This window comes from Sneathia sanguinegens (assembly GCF_001517935.1).
Taxonomy (GTDB): domain Bacteria; phylum Fusobacteriota; class Fusobacteriia; order Fusobacteriales; family Leptotrichiaceae; genus Sneathia; species Sneathia sanguinegens.
Window position 1 is genome coordinate 150,734 of sequence record NZ_LOQF01000001.1, and the last position, 23,485, is coordinate 174,218.

Genomic DNA, 23,485 nt, shown 5'->3' on the forward strand with positions numbered 1-23,485 from the left:
TAAATTTAATTACAATATTTATTTATAGTAGACTTGATTAAAGAATCAATTTTTTTACATAAGTCCTTGTCTTCGTTACTTTCTATAGGTAACATAGGTAATCTTGGTTGTCCTGTTTTAATTCCATTCATAGCTAATATATACTTACATACAGCATATAGTGAAGGACCAGAAAGAAGTAAAGAAATAATTTCATTTACAGAATTTTGAACTTCTCTAGCCTTTTCTATTTCATTTTTCTTAATTAAGTCATCCATTTTCATAAATAATTCTGGCATTACACCATAAGTTCCACCTATACCAGAATCAGCACCTATCATACGACCAGCAATGAATTGTTCATCGGGACCATTAAATACAATAAATTCATGATTTTTTACTAAAGTTCCATGATATTTAAATTGTTGTAATTCATAAGTACTTTCACTAGAACATTTTATACCTATAACTTTTTCATTTTTTGCTAATTCTTTGAATAATGATAAAGGCATATTGAATCTAGTTGTTTGTGGTATGTGGTAAATTATAAAGGGGAGACTAGTTGCATTTATCATAGTTTCATAATGTTTTTTTATTGCTTTAGGAGAAAAGCCATAATATACACAAGGTATAGAAGATATAGCATCTACTCCTAATTTTTCAGCATGTTTTGCAAGTCTAACAGATTCTATTGTGGAATTTGCTCCAATATGTGCAATTATAGTTAATTTTCCTTTTGCAACACTCATAACAGCTTCCAACATTTTTTTTCTTTCTTCTTCATTTTGTAAAATACCTTCTCCAGAAGAACCACCTACATAAAGTCCCTTAACTCCTTTATCAATATAATATTGAGTTAAAAGTTTGGCTCGTTCTATTGAAACATTTCCTTCATCATCATATGCTGAATAAAGAGCCATAAAAACACCTTTAAATTTTTCTAAATTAAAATTCATTGTATTTCCTTTCTAGTAAGGCAATAAATGCCATAAAGACCTGCCTTATTTTCTAATTTTGCTAAGTTTATTTGCGTAATAAATTTTTTATCTATTAATTTTTCATTAACTTTTTTTCTAATTAAAGGTTCTAATATTTCTTTTTGAGCTGTTATGCCACCGCCAATAATTATTTTATTAGGATTGAACATATATATTATATTAACGATACCATATGATAAATTATCAACCATTTTTTCTATAGCTTCTTGACAAAGTTTAGAACCTTTTTTTGCTTCTTCAAAAATGTATAGTCCATCAACTTTTTTATTTAATTTTTTACTTACTAAATCAACTAAATATTTTGTAGAAGAAATATCTTGAAAATATGAAGATTGAATTGGTAAATAGCCTATTTCACAAGCTGAAAAATTAGCTCCAGTATAAATTTCATCATTAATTATTATAGCACCACCTACACCAGTACCTATAGTTAAACAAAATACAGGTGATTTTTCTTTATTATAGATATATTCTCCATAAGCAGCACTATTAACATCATTTTCAACTATACAAGGGACATTAAATTTAGCTTCTATATTCTTTTTTAATTCAGTGCCAATATAGTTTGGGATAGTAGGTCCAGCATAAATAACTTTTCCTTGTTTATTATCTATGACTCCAGCACTAGAAATTCCTACCGCTGAAATAGAAGGATATTTTTCTATAATATTCAAAATTTGTTCTAGTATATTTGAACTTGTTTTTTCAGATAAAATTGTTAAATTATCTATATTATCTTGAGTAAAAAGTGTGTATTTTATGCTTGTACCACCAATGTCAAAGCAAAGAATATTCATTTTAATCCCATTCCTTCTAAAAATCTATTTGTTATTTCAAGAGGTCTTGTTATTGCACCTCCTACTACAACTGAATATGCACCAAGTTCAAGCATTTTTTTAGCTTGTTCTGGTGTATGTATTCGTCCTTCGGCAATTACTGGAATTGGTATATTAGCAACTAAATTTTTTATTAATTCAAAGTTTGGAGCTTTATCATTTTTTGTATATTCAGTATAACCATTCAATGTAGTTCCAACAAAGTCAACCCCAGCTTTGTATGCATTTATCCCTTCTTCAAGATTTGAAATATCTGCCATTAATAAAATATTAGGATATTTTTTCTTGATATTTTTAAGATGTTCATTAATAGTTAAGCCATCAGGTCTTTCTCTTAAAGTACAATCAAGTGCAATTATATCCGAACCTGCTTTAACTAAGGCATCTATTTCATCCATAGTAACTGTAATATATGGGCTAAATGAAGGATATGCCTTTTTTATTATACCTATAACAGGAAGAGAAGTTTCTTTCTTTATAGCAACAACGTCACGAATACTGCTAGTTCTAATTAATTTTACTCCAGCTCTTTTAGCTGCCTTTGCCATGAAAGGCATAATAGATCTTTTTTCATCATATAGTGGTTCATCAGCTAATGCTTGACAAGAAACTATAAGTTGTTTTTTCATAATTTGTAAAAGTTCATTTTTTGTCATTTTTAACCTTCTTATTTTATATTATAATGTTCTCTTATCATATTTTTATAAATTTCTGCTTGAGTTCCATAAATAATTTGTACACCTTGACCTGAACGAATTACTCCTTTAGCTTTCAAAGCCTTCCAAGTTTCATCATCTGCTACAAGAGAAGGATTATCAACTGTTACTCTAAGTCTTGTAATACAAGCATCAATATTTGTAATATTCTTTTCTCCACCTAAAGCATCTACAATACTTTCTATAAATTCATTAGTGCTTTTCTTTGTATATAGAGTATTTTCAGAATTTTTTCTACCTGGTGTTGGGAGATCAAGTTTTATTATTAAAAATTTAAAGATATAGTAATATACAATTGCATAAATAGGTCCTAAAATTAATATCCATTGATATGAAGTTTTAGACATACCTTGTAATAATCCAAAGAAAGTAAAGTCAATAATACCTCTTGAGAAAGTAATACCTACAGCAACATTAAGCATATACATTAACATATATGATAAACCTTCCAATATTGCATGAACGAAATATAGTATTGGTGCTACAAATAGGAAAGTAAATTCAATAGGTTCAGTTATACCTGTTATAAATGAAGTTAAGGCAGCAGAAAGTAAAATTCCTTTTATTTTAACTCTATTTTCTTTGTCTGCAGTTCTATACATAGCTAAAGTCGCAGCAGGTAAACCAAACATCATAGGTAAAAATCCACCAGTCATAGTTTTAGTTGCTAAAGCACTGAAATGTTTTACGCTATTGTCAGCAAGTTGTGCAAAGAATATATTTTGACCACCTGCTACCATTTTTCCTGCAACTTCTTGATAACCACCAAGTTGTGTATACCAGAATAAAGGATAAATAGCATGATGTAGCCCGAAGACATTTAACAATCTCATACAGAAACCGTAGAAGAATGTACCAATTGCACCAGTAGCGGCGAATAATTCTCCAGCTTTTACTATAGTTAAGAAAATACTAGGCCAGATAAATGTTAAAATAATACCAATAGGTATAAAGGTTAGGATAGTAACAATAGGAACAAATCTATTACCACTAAAGAAAGCTAAGTAATCTGGTAAAACTCTATCAGAAAATTTGTTTGTGATTATAGAAGAAATAATTCCTACGATAATACCACCAAAAACACCTAATTGTAAAGTAAAGATACCTAATTCTTTTGTATATAGGGCAGCTTTTCCTCTTGCTAAACTTTCAGTTAAACCTTGAGCTATTAAAGCATCATAACTAACAGAATCTGGTGTGATATTATAAAATGATAACATAGTACCTATAACTGTATGTAGTAAAAGAAATCCTAATACAGCAGATAAAGCAGCAACTTCTTTATTTTTATTTGCAAGACCAATAGCAACACCGACTGCGAAAATTATAGGTAAATTAGCGAATACGAAGACACCAACATTAGTAAATAGTACGAGTATATTATGTAATAGACCAGCTTCTAAAAATGTTAGGTTATATGTTTTTATAAGTACTGGATTTGTAAATGAAGCACCAATACCTAACAAAATTCCTGCCATAGGTAAAACAGCTATTGGTAACATAAAGGCTCTACCTATTTTTTGTAATGTAGCAAATAAATTATTTTTCATTTATCCTCCTTGTTAAAATGTATTTTTACTTGCAATGGATAAGGCTATTTTTTCTTTATTGGCTAAGGCTTTTTTTCTATTCTTTATTGCATAACCAGTTGTTAATATGTCAATAATATAAAGTTGAGAAATTTTAGCAGTTAATGAACCACCATCAAGAGGAGTTTCTTTACCAGCAGTTAAAATAGTTAAATCAGCTAGTTTCGAAAGTGATGATAGTGCATGATTAGTTATAGCTAAAATCTTACAATTATTCTCTTTTGCAATTTTTAAAGAATAAATTAAATCACGAGTTTCGCCAGATAAAGAAATAGCGATTATTAAATCATTTTTTGTTGTAGTAGCTGCATGCATGGTTTGAAAATGGTCATCAGTAATTGCAGTTACTAAAAGTCCATATCTTAGAAATTTATTTTCCATTTCAGTAGCGGCAACACCAGAAGCACCAAGTCCGAAAATATATATGTGCTTAGCTTCTTCTAAGTATGAAATAGCTGTGTCAATATTTTCTTTAGTAATAAGTTCTTTTGTATCAGAAACTGTTTTAAAAATATTATTCATAATATTTTCAATATAGCAATCTGAATTATTAAGAAACATACTTGAATTATTTTTTGCAATATCTAGTTTAAAATCTATAAAGCCCTTATAACCCATTTTTCTTACAAAACGAACAATGGTTGCTTCAGACACTTTTATATTTTTTGTTATTTCTTGTAGGGACATATAACTAATATTGCCTTCTTCTTTTAAAAAATAGTCAGCTATTTTTTTTTCACTTTTACTGAAATTAGGGTAAAATGAATTTATTATAGAAATATATTTCATGCATTTCAACTCCTTTATATGTATATTATAGCTTATTTATTTCAAAATACTAGACTAAAAATGAAAAAAAATTTCATAAATTTTATAAAAAAAACCTATAAGCCAGTAAAATCTAGCTTATAGGCACTAATTATTCAGCTCCATATTTTTTCATTAATTCATCCATTTCAGCTTTTTGCTTGTTATTTACAACTTTTTTTTCTGAAAGAATTATTGAAGATTTCTTTTCATTTGAATCTATTATAGCAGCAGTAATTTCATCACCTACATTATGTTCAGAAACTATTTCTCTTGCAGGTATTAAACCTTTGAATCTATTAGTTAGTTGAACTAATAAACCACTTTCAATTTTATCAGTTATAGGTACAGTAACAACTTGTCCCATTCTGAATTGATCCATAGCTTCTACCCAAGGTGAAATGTACATTTCTTTAATAGATCCTGTAATCTTTTTATTTTCTTTATCAATTGCAATTACTCTGAATTCTATTTCATCATTTTCATTGAATTCTGTTAATTCGCTCTTAGTCCAAGCATATTCATTTCTACGAATGAAGGCTTCAAGCTTATTATCTAATTCAACGAACATACCATAATCTTGTGTGAATAACACTTTACCTTTTATAATATCACCAACGGCAATAATATTATCAATATTTTCCCATAATTCATCTAAAATTGCTTTAGAACTTAAAGATATTCTTTGTTTTTCATCATTAAGATTTGTAATAACAAAAGTAACCTTATCTCCAACTTTGAAATTCTTATCTAATTTAAAGAATTTTCTATAATTTATGTCTGAAATATGCATGAAACCTTCGTCATTAGTTCCATCAATATTAATAATCAAACCAAAGTCAAGTATTTCTTTAACAACTCCAGTTCTTTTTTCACCTATAGTATATTTTTGTTTTGTTGCTAACCAAGGATTTTCAGTTAATTGTTTAATACTGAATTTAATTTTAGCTTTTTCTTTATTTAATTCAATTATTTTAACATCAATTACGTCACCAATTTTAAGAACAGAATTAATGTCATTTGTTTGTTCCCAACTTAATTCAGATATATGTAATAAACCTGTAGTAGGACCTAATTCAAGGACAGCACCAAAATCAAGTATTTCTTTAACAGTTGCACTAACAACAGCACCTAATTCTAAAGTTTCAATAAAATCAGATATTTCTTTTCTAGTTAAATCTGTTTTAGAAAGAGTGATTCCTTTCTTATTTTTTTCCTTGATTAAGAAATCAAAAGTTTTACCAACAATTTCATTTCCCTTTGCACCAGAAAGTGAAAGTGGTAAAAAGGCATTTATATTTTTGATTTTAACATTATATCCACCTTTAATTTGTTTTACAACAGTTCCAGAAACGACATCTGAAACATTATAACTTTCTAATTCACGTAATCTATCTAATGCTAATTTAGATACTATTACGAAATCTTCTTCAGTTCTTATGACTTGAACAGAAACTTTATCTCCAACATTTAAGTCTTTTATCTCAAATGATCGTACTCTCCCTTCTAATTTGCTACTAATATCCAAGAAAGAATATTCAAGTTCCTTTCTTGTAATAGTTGCTTCAATTACTGCTCCTGGTTTGTAATCTCCTGGAAGGTAATCAGCTAAAAGTTGTTCAAAATTCATATCGCTCATAAAAATATTTCTCCTTACTCATCAAATTTCAAGACTTCAACTAAATTTTTCAATTTTTCTAAAATTCTGATTTCATCAGCACTATTGCCTATTCTTGAATTGGCAACGACAGTAAATTCATCATTAAGACCTAAGGATAAGAGCATAAGTCCCATGACATTCTTTCCATCGACTTCTTCATTGTTAGCAATAACTTTTATTGTTCCATCAAAGCCATCGGTAAAATTTACAAACTTAGTTGAGGGTCTAGCGTGAAGACCTTGTTCATTTTTAATTTTTAATTTAATACTTTTCATAACTTCACCTTATTTTGTATTATATACTATATTAACAAAAAATGCAAAAGATACAGTTAAAAAATATTTTTTCTTGACAATTGAAGGTTGAATCTGTATAATTATTTTTGTGGTAGCATGGTCGAGGGGCTTAGGCAGAGGTCTGCAAAACCTTTTACATCAGTTCGAATCTGATTGCTACCTCCATTTTTTTATTATAATATCATCATATACTGAAAATTTTTCTTTTCTATATTTATATCCCAAAATTTTTTCAATATTAACATTAAAAACGCTTTGCATAATTCTTTTTTTTATATCCTTATCTTTAAGGACTAATTGATTCAATAATTCTTTTGTGTCCCTTCTTTTACTATCGAATAAGCCACTTGCTACTTCACAACCACAAGACATAGGTGTTAAGCCAATATATTTTACAAATCTTTTTATATCTTTTTCTTCAACATAGAATAAAGGTCTAATTAATTCTATATCGAAATTATCTGAATGTAATTTAGGAAGCATAGTTTCAATTTTTCCCATATAAAACATGCTCATAACGGTAGTTTCTATAACATCATCCATATGATGACCAAGAGCTAATTTGTTACAACCTAATTCTGTTGCCTTTGCATAAAGACTACCTCTTCTCATTTTTGCACACATATAACAAGGCTTTTTAGGGCTCATTTTTTGAGCAATCCTAAAAATATTTTCTGAATATATCTGACAAGGAATATTTAGATTTTTCAAATTTTCCTTTAGCATATTAAGATTGTATTCAGAAAAACCAGGATTCATACAGATAAAATATAGCTCAAAATTAACTTGACTAACTCTTTTTAATTCTTGAAATAATTTTGAAAGTATAAGTGAATCTTTACCCCCTGATATAGCAACAGCTATTTTATCTCCTTCTTGAACTAGGTTAAAATCTTTTAGAGCATGAATAAAAGGTGACCAAAGATAGCGTTTGAAATTTTTTTGAAGGGCTCTTTCAACTTGATTAAGTTCTATCATAATTTTCCTCTTTTTAAGAATTCCATTATAGGTTTTTTATTACCAAAATTTCTAATGGTTTCATAGTCATAATATGTATAATAAAGATCGTAAGAATTATCTTCAAAAATATAGAAAATTAATTTTGCACCAACGGGGTATTTTTCAATACTTTTTTCATTAGTTTGATATGAATCTATTCCTAATTTAGAAAAAATTAAAGATAGATTTGAATCGTGACCAACAATTAATGAAAGTTTATTAGAACTATATAGTTCTTTTTTTAATATGTTATCATAGACATTTGCTCTAGCATAATTTTGATAAAGTTTATCAGAAAAAATACAATCTAAGAATACATCTTTTGCTTTAGCCATAAATTTCAAATCTTCAATGAAATTTGGACTTTCAAAAATATCTTCTTCTTTGAAACCTTGATAATATTTTAAAATGAATAAATCACAAATATCTGTAGCTAATTTTAAAGCACCTCTAACATGTAAAAAGCCAGTATCATCTATATAAAAAGTAGTTTTTTTACTTGAAATTGAGCCTTTTTCAACTTTTAGCAATTCTTCCATTCTTGTGTAAAGTGGATAAAGATTCTTATCTATAGTTTCAGCTTTTTCATGCTTTGCAATATCAGTAGCTTTTAAAACAAGGCAGAAATTTGTGTCCATTTCTGAAAAATCTTCTATTTTTGTATTGATTTTAGTAGTTTTATACGGAGTAAGCCCCAGTGCTATAGCCTTTGCTGTTAGATAAGTTCTTCTCATAGAATTGCAAAAAATATAGTCAATTTTTTTAAATTCTATTTTATCTTGCAAGTCTATTCCAAATTTATGCTCTAAAAGCACACCTTTTTCTGTTAAATCGCCCATATCTTCATCAGAAAAATCCCAATTTGTTAGGTCATAACCGAAATTTTCTATAAATTGTTTTTTATAAATTAATGGATATCTAAGACCATGTCTTGAAAATATTACAATTTTTTTTAAATTCATTTGTGTTCCTTTCTTTTTTTCAAGTATATTCTACTAGATAAAGAGGGGAATTACAAGACAATTTTAAGTTTTACAAGATTAAAAAATAAAAAGTCAATAAGTAAATAAAAGATTGTTAAAATGATAATTTATCTTATTTTAATCATAAATAAAATTAATAGTAGTATAAAAAAAATATATTTTACACTGAGAAATAATAATAGTATAATTGAAAAAAATAAAATATGAAAGGAAGTAAACACATGAAAAAGTTTCTAACTTTAGCAATAATGCTAATAATATCTCTTACCAGTTGTAAATCAAAGGCAGATAGTAATGAAATTATTATTGGCGTGCCTGAGCCTCTAACTGGTGAATATGCCCAATATGGTACATCAATTAAAGAAGGAATAGAATTAAAGATTGCTGAAATTAATGAAAACGGTGGAATTAATGGTAAAAAAGTAAAAGCTGTATATCAAGATACAAAGGGTGATGTACAAGAATTAGTAAATATATTTAAGCAAATGGTTAATAATGGTATTGATGCAGTATTAGGAGAATCAATTTCAGCAAATTCAGCTGCTTTAGCAGAATTAGCACAAAAGGCAAAAATACCTATGATAACACCTGCAGGGACTGCTTTAGATATTACACAAGATAGAGATTATGTATTTAGAACAACATTTACAGATCCATATCAAGGACAAGTATTAGCAAAATATTTGAAAAAAGAAGGTGTACAAGATGTTGCCTTATTAGTCAATAAGGGAAGTGATTATTCAGTAGGTGTAGCAGAAGCCTTTAAAAAAGAAGCAGCTAAGGATGCTATTAAAGTTTATGAAGAAAATTACACTAATACAGATAAAGATTTTAAAACAATATTAACTAAGATTAAAAATGAAGGATATAAGACAGTTGTAATACCTGATTATTATAATACTATTGGGTTGATATTATCTCAAGCTAAAGAAATAGGACTAGAAGCTCAATATTATGGAGCAGATGGTTGGGATGGTATACAAGATAGCTTCGCTAAATTAGCTGAAGGAGCTATATTTTCATCACAATTTACTTCAGATGATACAACACCAAAAGTTCAAGAATTTATTTCTAATTATAGAAAGAAATTTTCAAAAGAACCATTAATTTTTGCAGCTCTAGGTTATGATGCAATGACAACATTAGAAAGTGCCTTTAAAAAAGGTGGAGATCTAAAGGAAGCATTGAAAAACACAGATTTAGATTTATTAACAGGTCATGTTAAATATGATGAAAATGGAAATCCTAAAAAGAAAGTAACCTTTGTACAAATAAAGAATGGTAAACAAGTATTAAAAGAAAAATTTGGTGAATAAAATGTTAAAGAATTTTATAGATCAAAGTATTATAGGAATACAAATAGGAAGTATTTATGCACTAATAGCCTTAGGCTATACAATGGTGTATGGAATAGTAAAGTTAATTAATTTTGCACATGGAGATCTACTTATGGTAGGTGCCTATGTAACATATTATGGGGTAGAGAAAGGTTTGCCTTTTTCTACCTCTATAATAGTTGCAATTATATTTTGTGCAATTTTAGGTATCTTAATTGATGCCTTAGCATATAAGCCACTTAGAAGTGCACCGAGAATGTCGGTGTTAATTACAGCAATAGGTGTTAGTTTTTTATTAGAAAGTTTAGCTCTTATAATTTTTGGAGCTGCACCGAAGATAATAAAAAGTGACTTTGTTCCAAAATATTTTAGTACAGCAAATAGTGTGAAAATATTTGGATTTTCAATAAGTTACTTATCATGCTTTGTAATAATATGTTCAATTTTATGTATGGTACTCTTACATTATTTCATAAATTATACAAAAATTGGTAAGGCAACAAAGGCAGTTTCTCAGGATGCAGATGCAGCAGCTCTTATGGGAATAAATTCTAATTTTGCAATATCACTAACATTTGCAATAGGGTCAGCTTTAGGTGGTTTAGGTGGAGTAATGTATGCTTTAATGTATCCAAGAATAACACCATATATGGGAATGATGCCAGGGCTTAAAGCCTTTATAGCTGCAGTTTTTGGAGGTATAGGAAGTATACCGGGAGCTATGCTAGGTGGTTATGTATTAGGTTTAATTGAAACATATACAAAGGCATATATTTCAACAAGTTGGGCAAATCCAATAGTATTTCTTTTATTAATTTTAATATTAATAATAAAACCAAGTGGAATTTTAGTAAAAAATACAAAGGAGAAGGTATAATGAAGAATAAAAATGGAATAATAGTAGCACTTGCTCTTATAATATTATATCTTATCCTATATTTATCAAAGATTAATGAAGGAATATTCAGTTATAAAGCAGGGGTATATATCAGTATATTAATAGCAATATTATTTGCAGTAAGTTTAAATGTTACAGTTGGAGTTATGGGACAACTAAATTTGGGTTTTGCTGGATTCATTTCTATAGGAGCCTATACAGGAGCTGTAATTACAAGAAGCTTAGCAAAAATTAATTTTAATGATAATATAAAATTAGTTATTGCAATTCTAGTTGCAGGTCTTGTTTCAGGAATATTTGGAATACTTGTTTCTATAATTTCCTTAAGATTAAGGGGAGATTATTTAGCTATAATAACCTTAGCTTTTGGAGAAATTATTCAATATATTATTCAAAATATAGATTATTTAGGAGGAGCAGCAGGTTTTAAAAATATACCTATATATACTAATTTTACTAATACATATATAATTGTTGCAATAAGTTTGGTAATTATTATTCAACTTATGACATCTAAGTATGGAAGAGCAGTATTGTCAGTAAGAGAAGATGAAATTGCTAGTGAAAATTTAGGAATTAATATAAACAAGGTAAAAGTTTATGGCTTTTTTGTTTCATCATTCTTTGCAGGTGTTGGAGGAGTATTATTTGCACATAATTTAGGTATATTAACTCCAGATAAATTTTCTTTTGTATATTCAATAGATATATTAGTTATGGTTGTTTTTGGTGGAATAGGAAGTATTACAGGTTCTATTTTATCAGCAAGTTTTATAACACTAATAAATGAAGTTCTAAGATCTCTATCTGAATATAGGGTTCTTATATATTCATTAGTATTAATTATGATAATGATATTTAAACCATCAGGCTTACTTGGTACAAATGAATTAAGTTTTAAGAGTATAAGGAGAAAATTGAAAAATGTTATTAGAAACAAAAAATATGGGGATTAGTTTTGGTGGATTACAAGCTGTATCTTCTGTGAATCTTTATATAAATAAAAATGAATTAGTAGGTTTAATAGGTCCTAATGGTGCAGGTAAAACTACTATATTTAATCTTTTAACTGGAGTGTATACAGCAGACCAAGGACAAATATTTTTAGAAGATGAAGATATTACAAAGAAAAAAACATATGAAATAGTTAATAAAGGACTTGTTAGAACTTTTCAAAATATTAGATTATTTAAAAATTTAACAGTGCTTGAAAATATAAAAATAGCATATCAAAATGAAATCAAATATTCAAATATTGATGCTATATTTAGAACAAAAAAATATAAGGTTCAAGAGGAGAAAAAAACACAAAAAGCTTTGGAATTGTTAGGAATTTTTGATATGCAAGAATTAGCAGAGTATAAGGCTGATAGTTTGTCATATGGACAACAAAGAAAGCTTGAAATTGCTAGAGCTTTAGCAACAGAACCTAAAATTTTACTTTTAGATGAACCAGCAGCAGGGATGAATCCACAAGAAACTATAGAATTAATGAAGATAATAAAATTTATAAAAGATAAATTTAAAATTTCTATACTATTAATTGAACATGATATGAAATTAGTTATGGGAATTTGTGAAAGATTATATGTTTTAAATTTTGGACAAATAATCGCGAGTGGTACGGCTCATGAAATTCAAAATAATAAAAAAGTAATTAGTGCATATTTAGGAGAATAGTTATGAAATTATTAGAAGTAGAAGCAATGAATGTATATTATGGAGGTATACATGCAGTAAAAAATGTTTCTTTTTATATAAAAAAAGGGGAAATAGTTGCTTTAATAGGAGCAAATGGTGCAGGTAAAACTACTACTTTACAGACTATTTCAGGTTTAATACAAGCAAAATCTGGACAGATTGAATTTAAAGGTATAGATGTTACGAAGATAAAGGCACATAAATTAGTAGAAATGGGTCTAGCACATACACCTGAAGGAAGAAGAGTATTTACAGAATTGACTGTATTAGAAAATCTTGAATTAGGAGCTTATACAAGAAACTATAATGAAGCAAAAGAAAGTTTAAAACAGATGTTTGAACTTTTTCCAAGATTATATGAAAGAAAAAATCAATTAGCAGGAACAATGAGTGGTGGGGAACAGCAAATGCTAGCTATAGCAAGATCACTTATGTCAAAACCAGAGTTATTATTATTAGATGAGCCTTCAATGGGTTTAGCACCTTTGATGGTTGAAGAAATATTTAAAATAATAAAAAAAATTAATCAGTTGGGGGTAACTGTTCTATTAGTTGAACAAAATGCAAATCAATCACTAGCAATAGCTAATAGAGCTTATGTACTTGAAACTGGTGAAATAATATTAGAAGGAACAGGACAAGAGCTTTTGGAAAATGAAAATGTAAGAAAAGCCTATCTTGGAGTAGAATGAGAAATATCTTAAAAAAAGATGTTTCTTTTTTTTTAATGTCATAATGTGTCAAAAAAATATATTTACAAATAAGTAAAAATTTGCTAATATAAAAAGAACACAAGTTATATTAGGAGGCGTATGAAAAGAAAAATGTTACTTATGCTTCTTTTGGCAACATTTAATAATTTTGCTAAAGAAGTTGATGTGAAAATAAGAATAGGGACACAAGCGAGTTTTGGAATAGAAGGTTTAGATATTAATGTAGACAAAGAAAAGACTTTTAAAATGTTTTTACCTAGAGAAAATATATATGGAGAAGAAAAAAGTGATAATATAAATAAATTTGCAAGAAAGATACAAAATTTGACTGTAGAAGAGCCAAAAGCTCAGGCAACAAGTTTTAGTAATGAAGGTAAAGCAAAAGATTTAATGAAGGAAATAGTTAAAAGAGGAGCTATTATAGATGTGCCATCTGTAGATATTGAATTTGATATTCATAGGATAAAAACAAAGCTTGGGGCAAAATTAAGAGCTAATAGTTTAACATTCCGTAATAAAAAATATGAGCCAGGAATTCAAAAGGCTTTTATTTATTCAAATACAGATACAGAACATTTTAAAATGTTAAATAAGCTATATATTAAAGGTTATGATAAGAAAAGTATAGGTTTTGATAAATATAGAGAACTTGAAGATATAAGTGGCAAAGATGTTATGGAATTTGAAAGTGCTGGTAAAGTAAGAGCAACAAAAGGCTATATAAGACCAGAATTAGCATATGTTACGAGTTTATCAAATAAAAAAAGAGAAATCTTTATAGCGCCTAGCTTGGAAGTGGATGTTATAAATAATAAAGATAGACAATTAACTGTAAGTGCTAATTATCATTTTTCTAATCAAGCAAAAGATAAATTTAATATGGAAGAAATAAGAAAAGATGTTGAAGATTTTGCACCAGGAAATACGGAAGTTGACTATTTTAAAAAATGGGAGCTTGGAAAAATAAGAGATATAGAAAAAGGAGAGTTAAATGGTAAAAAAGGTTCTATTAGATCAATTAATTTACCAACTGGAACTCTTTATGGAAAAAATTTGATGGAATATTCAATTAATTTAGCCTATAAATCACTTATTCAAGAATTAGGTGAAGCTGGAACTAAAATGGAGAAGTTACTTAATAAAATACAGGATAATAAACAAAATGGCAAATTAACTTTAGATGATATTAAAGAACTGTCAGTATATAAGGATCAATATAGTATGTTAAGTTCTAAGTTTAAAGATAATGAAAGCGTCATTAAATTTATATCTCCTTTTGTTGAAAAAGCTCTATATGAATTTGGTATGAAAAAGGAAGAAGAAGTTTCTAATTTCCATATTTCAAACTATATCCCAGATAATTATATGGAATATTTAAAATTTCTAAAAAAAGAAGTTAAAAATCAAGTTGCTAAACCACAAAATGTAACTATGGAACAATTAACTATAAAGAAAAAAATGACAATAGCAGATGATATAGATTTCATTTTCCCAGAAAAAGAATTAGAAGATGTAGGGAAGATAATAGGGTCAACAAAAATTCTAAAAAGTGTAGATAAAATAGGTGGACTTATAGAAAAATTTAAAACTCCTTTAGAAAAATTATCAGAAGCAAAAAATAATTATGATAAAGTTAAGGCTGAATATGATAGTAAAAAATGTAGCAGTTTTTGGGATTGGGGTTGTAAAATTGATAAGGGTTTTCTTTTCGCAAAATTAGGTATAGAAGCTTTAGAAGTTGGAAATAAATTACTTGATGTTAGAAAAATTGTAGATGATAATAAGAAAGAAATACTTGAAGTATTAGATGATGGTATAGCTACTTTAAAAAAATTCGATGATAATAGTGAAAAAGTAAAAAAATCTATAAAAAATCTAGAAGATAGAAAAAAAGATATAGAAAATCTTGTGCATCTTGCTGCTCTAGAATGGTCTAAAATAAGATTTACAGAATTATATTCAAATTTTAATAATTTAAAAAATATGGATGAAACATATATTAAGCCAATAAATGAAATAGTTCAAGAAAGAGGAACAAATATAGTTAAAAAAGCCTCTAATATAGTTATTCATCCAGAAAAAGTAGAAAATTTTGATATGTTTTCTGGTATTCAAATTTTAAAAACAGAGCATGATGTTAAGAAAAAAGAATATTATGAAAAAATGAATAAAGAGGTTTTATCTAAAATTGATAAGGACTTCAGCGGTATAGTTCATGGTATGAATTTAAATTTTTTCTATAATGACAACATAGCTGAATTTTATACAAATTTGAATATAGATATTAATTCATTTAAGAAAAATATTAATAGTTTGAATAAATATTCAATTGTAGCAGATTTTGCATATGAACCTAGTTCACTTGATTTTAAAGCAAAAACAGCATTATCATATAAAGATTTTAAACTTGCTGAATTGAAATATGGTAAATTAAATATAGAAACTAATGTGCTAGCAAAATTAAAGTTAATAAGTAATAATAAAAAGTGGTTATTTAAACCAGGTATAGAATATATTGGTGAATTTGAGTATTTAAATTTAGAAAATTCACCTGTAGAAGTTGAAATATATAAGAGAAAAGATAATAAATTAGTAAAAAAAGCTAATTCAGAACTTACAAGCTCTGAAGAATTTAATAAATTGGAAAAAGGAGCAGCTGTAGATATTAATAAATATTCAAAATACTTATTTAAAGAAGGTTTTGATAAATACTTTGAAATGGAAAAATCTAAAGGTCAAAGTAGATGGTTGACACCTATACATACTTTTATACCTACAGTTGAAATATTATATAGCCCTACAAAAAATGTAGAAATAGACTATAATTTTATCTTACCTATAAGAATAAAAAAAGAAAAGATAGAAGGAGTTATGGTCAAAAATGGCTTAGGAATAACTTTGAAATTTTAAAATAAAGCCTCTCATTTTCTTGAGAGGCTAAAGACATTATTTTATAAATAGAAAAAATCACTAACTACCATTTGTATTCTATATTTAATTTTGCTTTTACTGAAGTTGATTTGTAACCTAATTTTTGTCCATTTTCTTTGATTGTATTATTTTCTTCTACATAATTATTAATTTTACCAAGTTCTACTGGAAATTCAACAGAACCTTTAAGAGTTAAATCTGATGTTGCTGCATACTCAGAACTTATTTTTGGTGTTAAAGTTAATTGTTCTAAATTAACTACTTCATTTGTTTTAACTATAGCTTTGAATTCAGGAGTTACAGTTAAATTATTTGTTACAAATAATTTTGCTTCAGAACCTAAAGCATAATATTCTGAATTTGTGTATTTCTTTTTATCATTTTCATTTTCTTTTTCTTCATCTATATCTATTTTTGTTTGTCTTGCAATTTTAGCAGTAGCTGTTAATTCAAAAATATCACTTACATAACCTACAGCAACTTTAGTACCATAAATGATTGCATCTGAAGATTTTCTAAAGTCTTTCTTTTCTTTAGGGTCATTAGAATTTCCTAAAATATTCCAAATATTACTAAGTAAATTATTTTGAGCCACTGGAACAGGTAATCCTAAATGTGCAAAGAATGGACTAAATACAAATTTTGCATTTTTTAAACCTGTATATGTAGCATTAAAGTTGTAATCATGCATGAAATTACCATTGAATTCTTGGAATAATTTTTCATCTTCATGTTTGAATTCTAATTTAGTATCAGAAAAATTAAATTTGAAATTAGCATTAGCATTCAAATCAAGACCTTCAACCTTGTTGTATTTTACCTTAGCACTACCTGAAACAAATTTGATTCCTTTTTTTAAGACTTCTTTAACATCTACTGTTCCATCTTGAGCAACATTAATTTTATTGTAAGTATTAGCTATCTTTACTTCTGCATTAACATCATTTAGTACTGATATTTCATTTGAAGTTACATATACCTTATGTTCAGATTCTATAGTTGAACCAAAATCATTAGTTTCTGTATAAACTACAGGTAAAGTAGTGTTAGAAGTTAAACCTATTTTAACACCATTAACATTATAATTTATATCTCCTTCAAAATTAACTTTATTTAAATTTTTATAAGTAAGTTTAAGGTAAGAATTTACATCATTCATTTGTGGTAATTCATATTTAGCCCAAGCATTTACATCGTTTAATATTTCAGTTAATTTCTTATTTTCAGGTTCTAGTTGACCATTACTATTTTTCTTATCAGTGAATATAACTAAATCTTTAGCCTTAAAAGTTCCACCAAAACTAAGACCAGTATCCTTAAGAGTTATTTCAGTTGAAACTGAAACATTTTCTATTGTTGCAGTATGAGTGTTTGTAGTTTTTAAAGTGCCATTACTAAATAATGAAATAGTAGGCTTATTTAATTCAGTTTTTGTTGAAAAGTCTGCCTTAGCATTAGATTCAAATGTAAGCTTTCCTGTAGTACCAGCTGCAATTGCTGTAGCTGTTATTAAGCTAGCTAATAAAAATGATTTTTTCATAAATTTCTCCTTTTTTTCTTAAAATTACTATTTTTGTCAATATTATTATACGATAGTATAAAAATAAATAAAAGCTATAATCTTGTTTGTTTTTTAACTTTGAAATATTAAGTATTTAAAAATAACAATTATTATTTTTTTATTTTATTTTGAACTTTTTTAACTTAAAAATTGAAGTATTAAAAAATAATTAACTTTTATATTTCAATTTTTCTTAAAATTAATGAAATTTAAAAAAATCGTTGGTTGATAGCTATTTTTTATTTTTTTTGGTATAATAAGTAGGATTGATTAAAATAATGAAAAAAGAGAAATCTTTTAGCGCCAGGGCTTTTTTAAGTCGACGAGGACAAAAGTTATCGAATTTTCGGCGGATGCTTTTGCGGAAGGTCTATTTCGAGAGAGAGTATAAAATTTAAAAGTAATTTTAAATACAAAATACAATCATAGATATCAATCCTAAAAAAAGGAGGAATATATATGTGCGGAATAGTAGGTTATTTCGGAGAAAAAAAAGCAAGTTCAGTTATACTGGATGGATTAGCAAAGTTAGAATATAGAGGTTATGATTCTGCTGGTTTAGCAATTTCTAATTCTCATGGAATAGAAATAAGAAAGCATAAAGGAAAATTAGAAATTTTAAGAAAAAGTTTAGAAGAAAAAGACATAGAAGGAAATTTAGGAATAGGGCATACTCGTTGGGCAACACATGGAGAACCTTCAGATATTAATTCGCATCCACATTGTGATAATAATATGAACATTGCTGTGGTGCATAATGGAATTATAGAAAATTATCAAGAATTAAAAAAAGAATTGGAAGAAAAAGGAAGTCATTTTGTATCTAGTACAGATACAGAAGTAATAGCTCATTTAATTTCATATTACTATAAAGGCTCATTAAAAGATGCTGTTTTTAAAGCAATTCAAAGATTAGAAGGAAGCTTTGCACTAGGTGTAATAGCAAAAGATAGTCCAAATGAACTAGTAGCAGTTAGAAAATCATCACCATTAATAGTAGGTGTAGGTAATAATGAGTACTTTATAGCTTCAGATATACCTGCAATTTTAAAATATACAAGAGAAGTTTACTATTTAGATGATTATGATATGGTAGATATAAAGAATAATGAATTAAAAATATATGATAAAAGTGGAAAAGAAATACATAAAAAATTAAATCATGTTGAATGGGATATGGCTGCTGCAACAAAAGGTGGTTATGACTTTTTCATGAATAAAGAAATACATGAACAAAGAGAAGCAATAGAAAAAACAGTTGAAAGTAGTTTGTTAAATTTGAAAAATATAGATTTAGATTTTTCAAAAATAGATAAAATATATATAGTGGCTTGTGGAACTGCATATAATGCAGGAACTATAGGTAAATATTATTTCCAAGAATATTTAGATATACCAGTATATACAGATATTGCTTCAGAATTTAGATATAATAAGCAATATATAGATGAAAAAACACTTGTAATTTTTGTCAGTCAATCAGGAGAAACAGCAGATACATTAGCAGCATTAAAATTAGCAAAAGAACATAATTGTATGATACTTGCAATAACTAATGTAGTTGGTTCTACTTTGGCAAGAGAAGCAAAAAATGTATTCTATACTTTTGCAGGACCAGAAATTGCAGTTGCTTCAACAAAGGCTTATACAACACAAATTATTTCTTTATACATAATAGCTACATACTTTGCTAATATTAAAACAGATTATACTGAACTATATGATGCAATATCTAAGGTTTTAGAAAAAGAAGAAGAAATAAAAGAAATCGCTAAAACTTTAATTAATACAAAAAGTATATTTTATTTAGGTCGTGCAATGGATTATACTTTGGCAAAAGAAGGAGCTTTAAAATTAAAGGAAATTTCATACATACATGCTGAAGCTTTTGCAGCTGGAGAATTAAAGCATGGAACTATAGCTTTGATAGAAAAAGATACTCCAGTAATATCAATAATGACTCAAAGTTATCTATATGATAAAATGTTATCTAATATACAAGAAGTTAAGGCAAGGGGAGCAAAGGTTATTACAATAAGCAATAAAGAAGGTGTAGAACAATATTCAGATTATGTAATAAATATACCTAAAATTAATGAAATGTTGACTCCAATAATAGCTGTTATACCTTTACAAATACTTGCATATTACACTTCATATTTAAAAGGTTATGATGTAGATAAACCTAGAAATTTAGCAAAATCAGTTACGGTAGAATAAAATGACTTGGAAAGATATTTTAATTAATGAAGAAAAAAAAGAATATTTTAAAAATTTAGAAAAATTTTTAAAGGAAGAATATACAAATAAGGTTATATATCCAAAAAAAGAAGAGATATATAGAGCATTTGACTTGGTTTCCTATGAAAATGTTAAGGTTGTTATTCTTGGACAAGATCCTTATCATAATGTAGGACAAGCAAATGGCTTAGCATTTTCAGTTAATGAAAATATAGAATTGCCAGCTTCTTTGAAGAATATATATAAAGAAATTGAAAATGAATATGGTTATAGGATGCAAAAAAATGGAGATTTAACTAATTGGGCAAAGCAGGGGGTTCTTTTACTTAATACAGTTTTAACAGTTGAAGAACATAAACCAAACTCTCATAAAAACAAAGGTTGGGAACAATTTACAGATGCAATTATTAAATATTTAAGTTCAAGAGAAAAACCTTTAATTTTTGTTTTATGGGGTTCGAATGCAAGGTCTAAGAAAAAATATATAGCGACTAGACACTATGTATTAGAAGCTCCACATCCAAGTCCTTTATCATGCTATAGAGGTTTTTTTGGCTGTAACCATTTTAAAAAAATAAATGAAATATTACAATATTTACACGAAAAAGAAATTAATTGGTATTAGAAAGGTGTTTTTATGTTTGAAAATGTTGAATATGAAATATTACAAAAAGGTAAAGACTTTGTATTTAATTCTATAGAATATGATTCAAGAAAAATACAAAAGGGAGATATTTTCGTTGCAATGAAAGGCTTTAGTACAGATGGCAATAACTATATAGATAAAGCAATAAAAAATGGAGCTGTTTGTATTTTGACCGATGAAAAAGAACATAATTTTTCTGCGTATAAGGATATAAGTTTTTACTATATTAAAGATTTAAGAAAACATCTTGGTGTAATTTGTGCTAATCTATATGGACATCCTGAAAAAAAATTAAAGATAATAGGTGTTACTGGAACTAATGGTAAGACTACAAGTACATATATTTTAGAAAATATTTTGGAAAATAGTTCAAGAGTGGGAACAACTAATTATAGGGTTAAAGATAAGTTTTATGAAGCACATAATACTACACCAGAATCTATGGATATAATAAAATTAATGGCTGAAAGTGTAGAAAAAGGTGTTGAATATTTCATAATGGAAGTTAGCTCACATGCACTAGCTTTGGGAAGAGTTGACATGCTTGAATTTGATGGGGCTATATTCACAAATTTAACACAAGATCACTTAGATTACCATAAAACTTTTGAGGCATATTTTAAGGCTAAATGTCATTTAATGGATTTGCTTAAAAAGGATGCTAAAATTAGTTTGAATGTAGATGACAAATACATAAAGACTATTCACTCTAAAAAAGCTGTTAGCTTTGGAATAAAAAATGGAGAAATAAGAGGAGAAGTCCTAGAATATACAAATAAGGGTATGAATATTCTAATTAAGGTGAAAGATGAAATAAAAAAATTCCATACAAGTCTTATTGGAGAATATAATCTATATAATATTTTAGGTGTTGTATCAGTCCTTATTAATCTTGGAATAGATCTTAATGAAATAGTTGATAAAATATCAAAAATGAAACCTGTTGTTGGAAGATTTGAACTAATAGAAAATAATCTAAATGCAAGAATAGTTGTTGATTATGCACATACACCAGATGGTCTTGAAAATGTACTTAATACTTTGAAAAATATAACAAAGGGAAAAGTATATTGTGTATTTGGTGCAGGTGGAGATAGAGATAAAACAAAAAGACCAATTATGGGAAAAATAGCTACAAAATATTGTGATTATTTAATATTAACATCTGATAATCCTAGAACAGAAGATCCCTTAGCAATATTAAGTGATATAGAAGAAGGAATAAAGGAACAAAATTATACTAAATATATAAAAATAGAAAAAAGAGAAGAAGCAATTAAATATGCAATTTCTTTGTTGAAAGAAAATGATGGTTTAATGATAGCAGGAAAAGGTCATGAAACTTATCAAATAATAGGAACAAAGACTAGGTATTTTTCAGATCAAGAAGAAGTAAAAAAATGCTTACAAAATTTTTAAAAATATGTTAATATAATTCGTAAATAAATAAAGGGGGAATCTGAAAATTGAAAAAAATCTTTAAAATTTTATTGGGAGTCTTAACTATTTTCACACTATTCGCTTGTGGAAAACAAAATTCTAATGTTGTAAACATTTATACATGGACATATTTTATTCCAGAAGAAATTATAGAAAATTTCGAAAAAGAAACAGGAATAAAAGTTAATATTAGTTATTATGATAATAATGACACTTTACTTACTAAACTATTTACAGGAAGTACACAATATGATATTATTTCACCCTCAACAGATTATGTAGATATTTTAGTGAAAAAAGGACTTTTAGAAAAGCTTGATAAAAATAAATTGGGAAAAACTTTTGAGAATTTAGATACAGATAGATTAAAATTATATGAATTTGCAAAAGGTTATGATGAAGGTTTAAATTATTCAATACCATATGGATATTTTGCAACAGGAATTAATGTAAATACTAAGGTATTAGGTAAAGATTTTCCACATGATTTAAGCATATTTTTAAATGAAAAATATAAGGGTTCAATGACTATGTTAGACGATGGTCGTGAAGTTATAGGAATGGTATTACAAAATTTAGGCTATCCATCAAATTCTAAAGATGATAAACAATTAAATGAAGTAAAAGATTTATTGATTAAATATAAGAAAAATTTAGCAAAATTTGATAGTACAACCTTTGGAAAGGGTCTAGCATCAGGCGAATTTGTTGTTTGTCATGGTTATCCAGATGTGTTTTATGAAACAAGTGAAGAAGAACAAAAAAACTTTGTCTATTTCTTACCTAAGGGTGCAATGATGTACATAGATAGTATGTCAATATTAAAGAAGGCACCTAATAAGGATAATGCATATAAGTTCTTGGAATATTTATATAGACCAGAAAATTATGTTAAGGTAGCAGAAAGATTTAGACAAATACCTGTTATTAAAGGAGTTGAGCAAAAAGCTAAAATTAAGCCAATAATAACAGCAGAAGAAGTTGTAAAGAATGCTAAATTACCAATGAGTTTGGATGAAGAAGCTAAGGAAAAACAAGATAGAATATGGAATGAAGTTAAATTAGCAAAATAGAAAAAGAAACAAATATCTCAATTGAGGTGTTTGTTTTTTTTATAAAAAAAGGATTAACTCCTACCTGACATAGAAGTTAAT

At 27.2% G+C, this 23,485-nt stretch carries 20 protein-coding genes and 1 tRNA gene; 11 read left to right on the plus strand and 10 right to left on the minus strand.

Annotated features, from left to right (window positions below; genetic code table 11):
* Positions 1-5: 5 nt before the first annotated feature.
* The 7 genes from AWT65_RS00640 to AWT65_RS00670 form a co-directional block, all read right to left on the minus strand.
* Positions 6-935 (minus strand): dihydrodipicolinate synthase family protein, encoded by a 930-nt coding sequence (locus tag AWT65_RS00640; protein ID WP_066728275.1) that lies wholly within the window; start codon positions 933-935, stop codon positions 6-8.
* Entirely contained in the window at positions 932-1,774 is an 843-nt protein-coding gene (locus tag AWT65_RS00645) for an ROK family protein (RefSeq protein ID WP_066728277.1), read from the minus strand. Before AWT65_RS00645 ends, AWT65_RS00640 begins: the two co-directional genes overlap by 4 nt.
* Positions 1,771-2,469: an N-acetylmannosamine-6-phosphate 2-epimerase gene (locus AWT65_RS00650; RefSeq protein WP_066728279.1), complete on the minus strand. Its 699-nt coding sequence runs from the start codon at positions 2,467-2,469 to the stop codon at positions 1,771-1,773. The genes AWT65_RS00645 and AWT65_RS00650 overlap by 4 nt, the downstream gene beginning before the upstream one ends.
* 11 nt (positions 2,470-2,480) lie before the next feature.
* Positions 2,481-4,079: a PTS transporter subunit EIIC gene (locus AWT65_RS00655; RefSeq protein WP_066728281.1), complete on the minus strand. Its 1,599-nt coding sequence runs from the start codon at positions 4,077-4,079 to the stop codon at positions 2,481-2,483.
* A gap of 12 nt (positions 4,080-4,091) precedes the next feature.
* Complete coding sequence (locus AWT65_RS00660; protein ID WP_066728283.1) at positions 4,092-4,907, minus strand: MurR/RpiR family transcriptional regulator; 816 nt, start codon at positions 4,905-4,907, stop codon at positions 4,092-4,094.
* Between the two features lie 130 nt (positions 4,908-5,037).
* Positions 5,038-6,564: a S1 RNA-binding domain-containing protein gene (locus AWT65_RS00665; protein WP_066728286.1), complete on the minus strand. Its 1,527-nt coding sequence runs from the start codon at positions 6,562-6,564 to the stop codon at positions 5,038-5,040.
* A gap of 14 nt (positions 6,565-6,578) precedes the next feature.
* Positions 6,579-6,860, minus strand: coding sequence for an HPr family phosphocarrier protein (locus AWT65_RS00670; protein WP_066728288.1), 282 nt, complete (start codon positions 6,858-6,860; stop codon positions 6,579-6,581).
* Between the two features lie 111 nt (positions 6,861-6,971).
* Here AWT65_RS00670 and AWT65_RS00675 point away from each other — a divergent pair.
* Positions 6,972-7,046: transfer RNA gene (locus AWT65_RS00675), tRNA-Cys, on the plus strand.
* Here the strand turns inward: AWT65_RS00675 and AWT65_RS00680 are convergent.
* Positions 7,038-7,859: a tRNA 2-thiocytidine biosynthesis TtcA family protein gene (locus tag AWT65_RS00680; protein ID WP_066728290.1), complete on the minus strand. Its 822-nt coding sequence runs from the start codon at positions 7,857-7,859 to the stop codon at positions 7,038-7,040. The two genes, AWT65_RS00675 and AWT65_RS00680, sit on opposite strands and share 9 nt — an antisense overlap.
* Positions 7,856-8,842, minus strand: a complete 987-nt coding sequence (locus AWT65_RS00685) for a histidine-type phosphatase (protein ID WP_066728292.1) — start codon at positions 8,840-8,842, stop codon at positions 7,856-7,858. The genes AWT65_RS00680 and AWT65_RS00685 overlap by 4 nt, the downstream gene beginning before the upstream one ends.
* A gap of 242 nt (positions 8,843-9,084) precedes the next feature.
* Between AWT65_RS00685 and AWT65_RS00690 the strand changes: the two genes are divergently transcribed.
* The 6 genes from AWT65_RS00690 (at position 9,085) to AWT65_RS00715 (ending at position 16,422) form a co-directional block, all read left to right on the plus strand.
* On the plus strand, positions 9,085-10,179 hold the full coding sequence (locus tag AWT65_RS00690; RefSeq protein WP_066728294.1) for an ABC transporter substrate-binding protein: 1,095 nt from the start codon (positions 9,085-9,087) through the stop codon (positions 10,177-10,179).
* Position 10,180: 1 nt separating this feature from the next.
* On the plus strand, positions 10,181-11,077 hold the full coding sequence (locus tag AWT65_RS00695) for a branched-chain amino acid ABC transporter permease (RefSeq protein WP_066728297.1): 897 nt from the start codon (positions 10,181-10,183) through the stop codon (positions 11,075-11,077).
* Positions 11,074-12,054 (plus strand): branched-chain amino acid ABC transporter permease, encoded by a 981-nt coding sequence (locus AWT65_RS00700; RefSeq protein WP_374041700.1) that lies wholly within the window; start codon positions 11,074-11,076, stop codon positions 12,052-12,054. Before AWT65_RS00695 ends, AWT65_RS00700 begins: the two co-directional genes overlap by 4 nt.
* Entirely contained in the window at positions 12,023-12,778 is a 756-nt protein-coding gene (locus AWT65_RS00705) for an ABC transporter ATP-binding protein (protein WP_066728304.1), read from the plus strand. The genes AWT65_RS00700 and AWT65_RS00705 overlap by 32 nt, the downstream gene beginning before the upstream one ends.
* Before the next feature lie 2 nt (positions 12,779-12,780).
* Entirely contained in the window at positions 12,781-13,491 is a 711-nt protein-coding gene (locus AWT65_RS00710; RefSeq protein ID WP_066728307.1) for an ABC transporter ATP-binding protein, read from the plus strand.
* A gap of 120 nt (positions 13,492-13,611) precedes the next feature.
* The gene (locus AWT65_RS00715) at positions 13,612-16,422 is read left to right on the plus strand and encodes a hypothetical protein (RefSeq protein ID WP_066728310.1); all 2,811 of its coding nucleotides are present in this window, start codon (positions 13,612-13,614) and stop codon (positions 16,420-16,422) included.
* Positions 16,423-16,486: 64 nt separating this feature from the next.
* Here AWT65_RS00715 and AWT65_RS00720 read toward each other — a convergent pair whose 3' ends face one another.
* The gene (locus AWT65_RS00720) at positions 16,487-17,983 is read right to left on the minus strand and encodes a hypothetical protein (RefSeq protein WP_066728311.1); all 1,497 of its coding nucleotides are present in this window, start codon (positions 17,981-17,983) and stop codon (positions 16,487-16,489) included.
* Between the two features lie 480 nt (positions 17,984-18,463).
* Between AWT65_RS00720 and glmS the strand changes: the two genes are divergently transcribed.
* Genes glmS through AWT65_RS00740 form a run of 4 tightly spaced genes read left to right on the plus strand, consistent with a single transcriptional unit; the run spans position 18,464 to position 23,404 of the window.
* Positions 18,464-20,224 (plus strand): glutamine--fructose-6-phosphate transaminase (isomerizing), encoded by a 1,761-nt coding sequence (gene glmS / locus AWT65_RS00725; RefSeq protein ID WP_066728312.1) that lies wholly within the window; start codon positions 18,464-18,466, stop codon positions 20,222-20,224.
* Position 20,225: 1 nt separating this feature from the next.
* Complete coding sequence (locus tag AWT65_RS00730) at positions 20,226-20,870, plus strand: uracil-DNA glycosylase (RefSeq protein ID WP_066728313.1); 645 nt, start codon at positions 20,226-20,228, stop codon at positions 20,868-20,870.
* Between the two features lie 12 nt (positions 20,871-20,882).
* Positions 20,883-22,310: a UDP-N-acetylmuramoyl-L-alanyl-D-glutamate--2,6-diaminopimelate ligase gene (locus AWT65_RS00735; RefSeq protein WP_066728315.1), complete on the plus strand. Its 1,428-nt coding sequence runs from the start codon at positions 20,883-20,885 to the stop codon at positions 22,308-22,310.
* A gap of 47 nt (positions 22,311-22,357) precedes the next feature.
* Complete coding sequence (locus AWT65_RS00740) at positions 22,358-23,404, plus strand: extracellular solute-binding protein (RefSeq protein ID WP_066728317.1); 1,047 nt, start codon at positions 22,358-22,360, stop codon at positions 23,402-23,404.
* Positions 23,405-23,485: the final 81 nt, after the last annotated feature.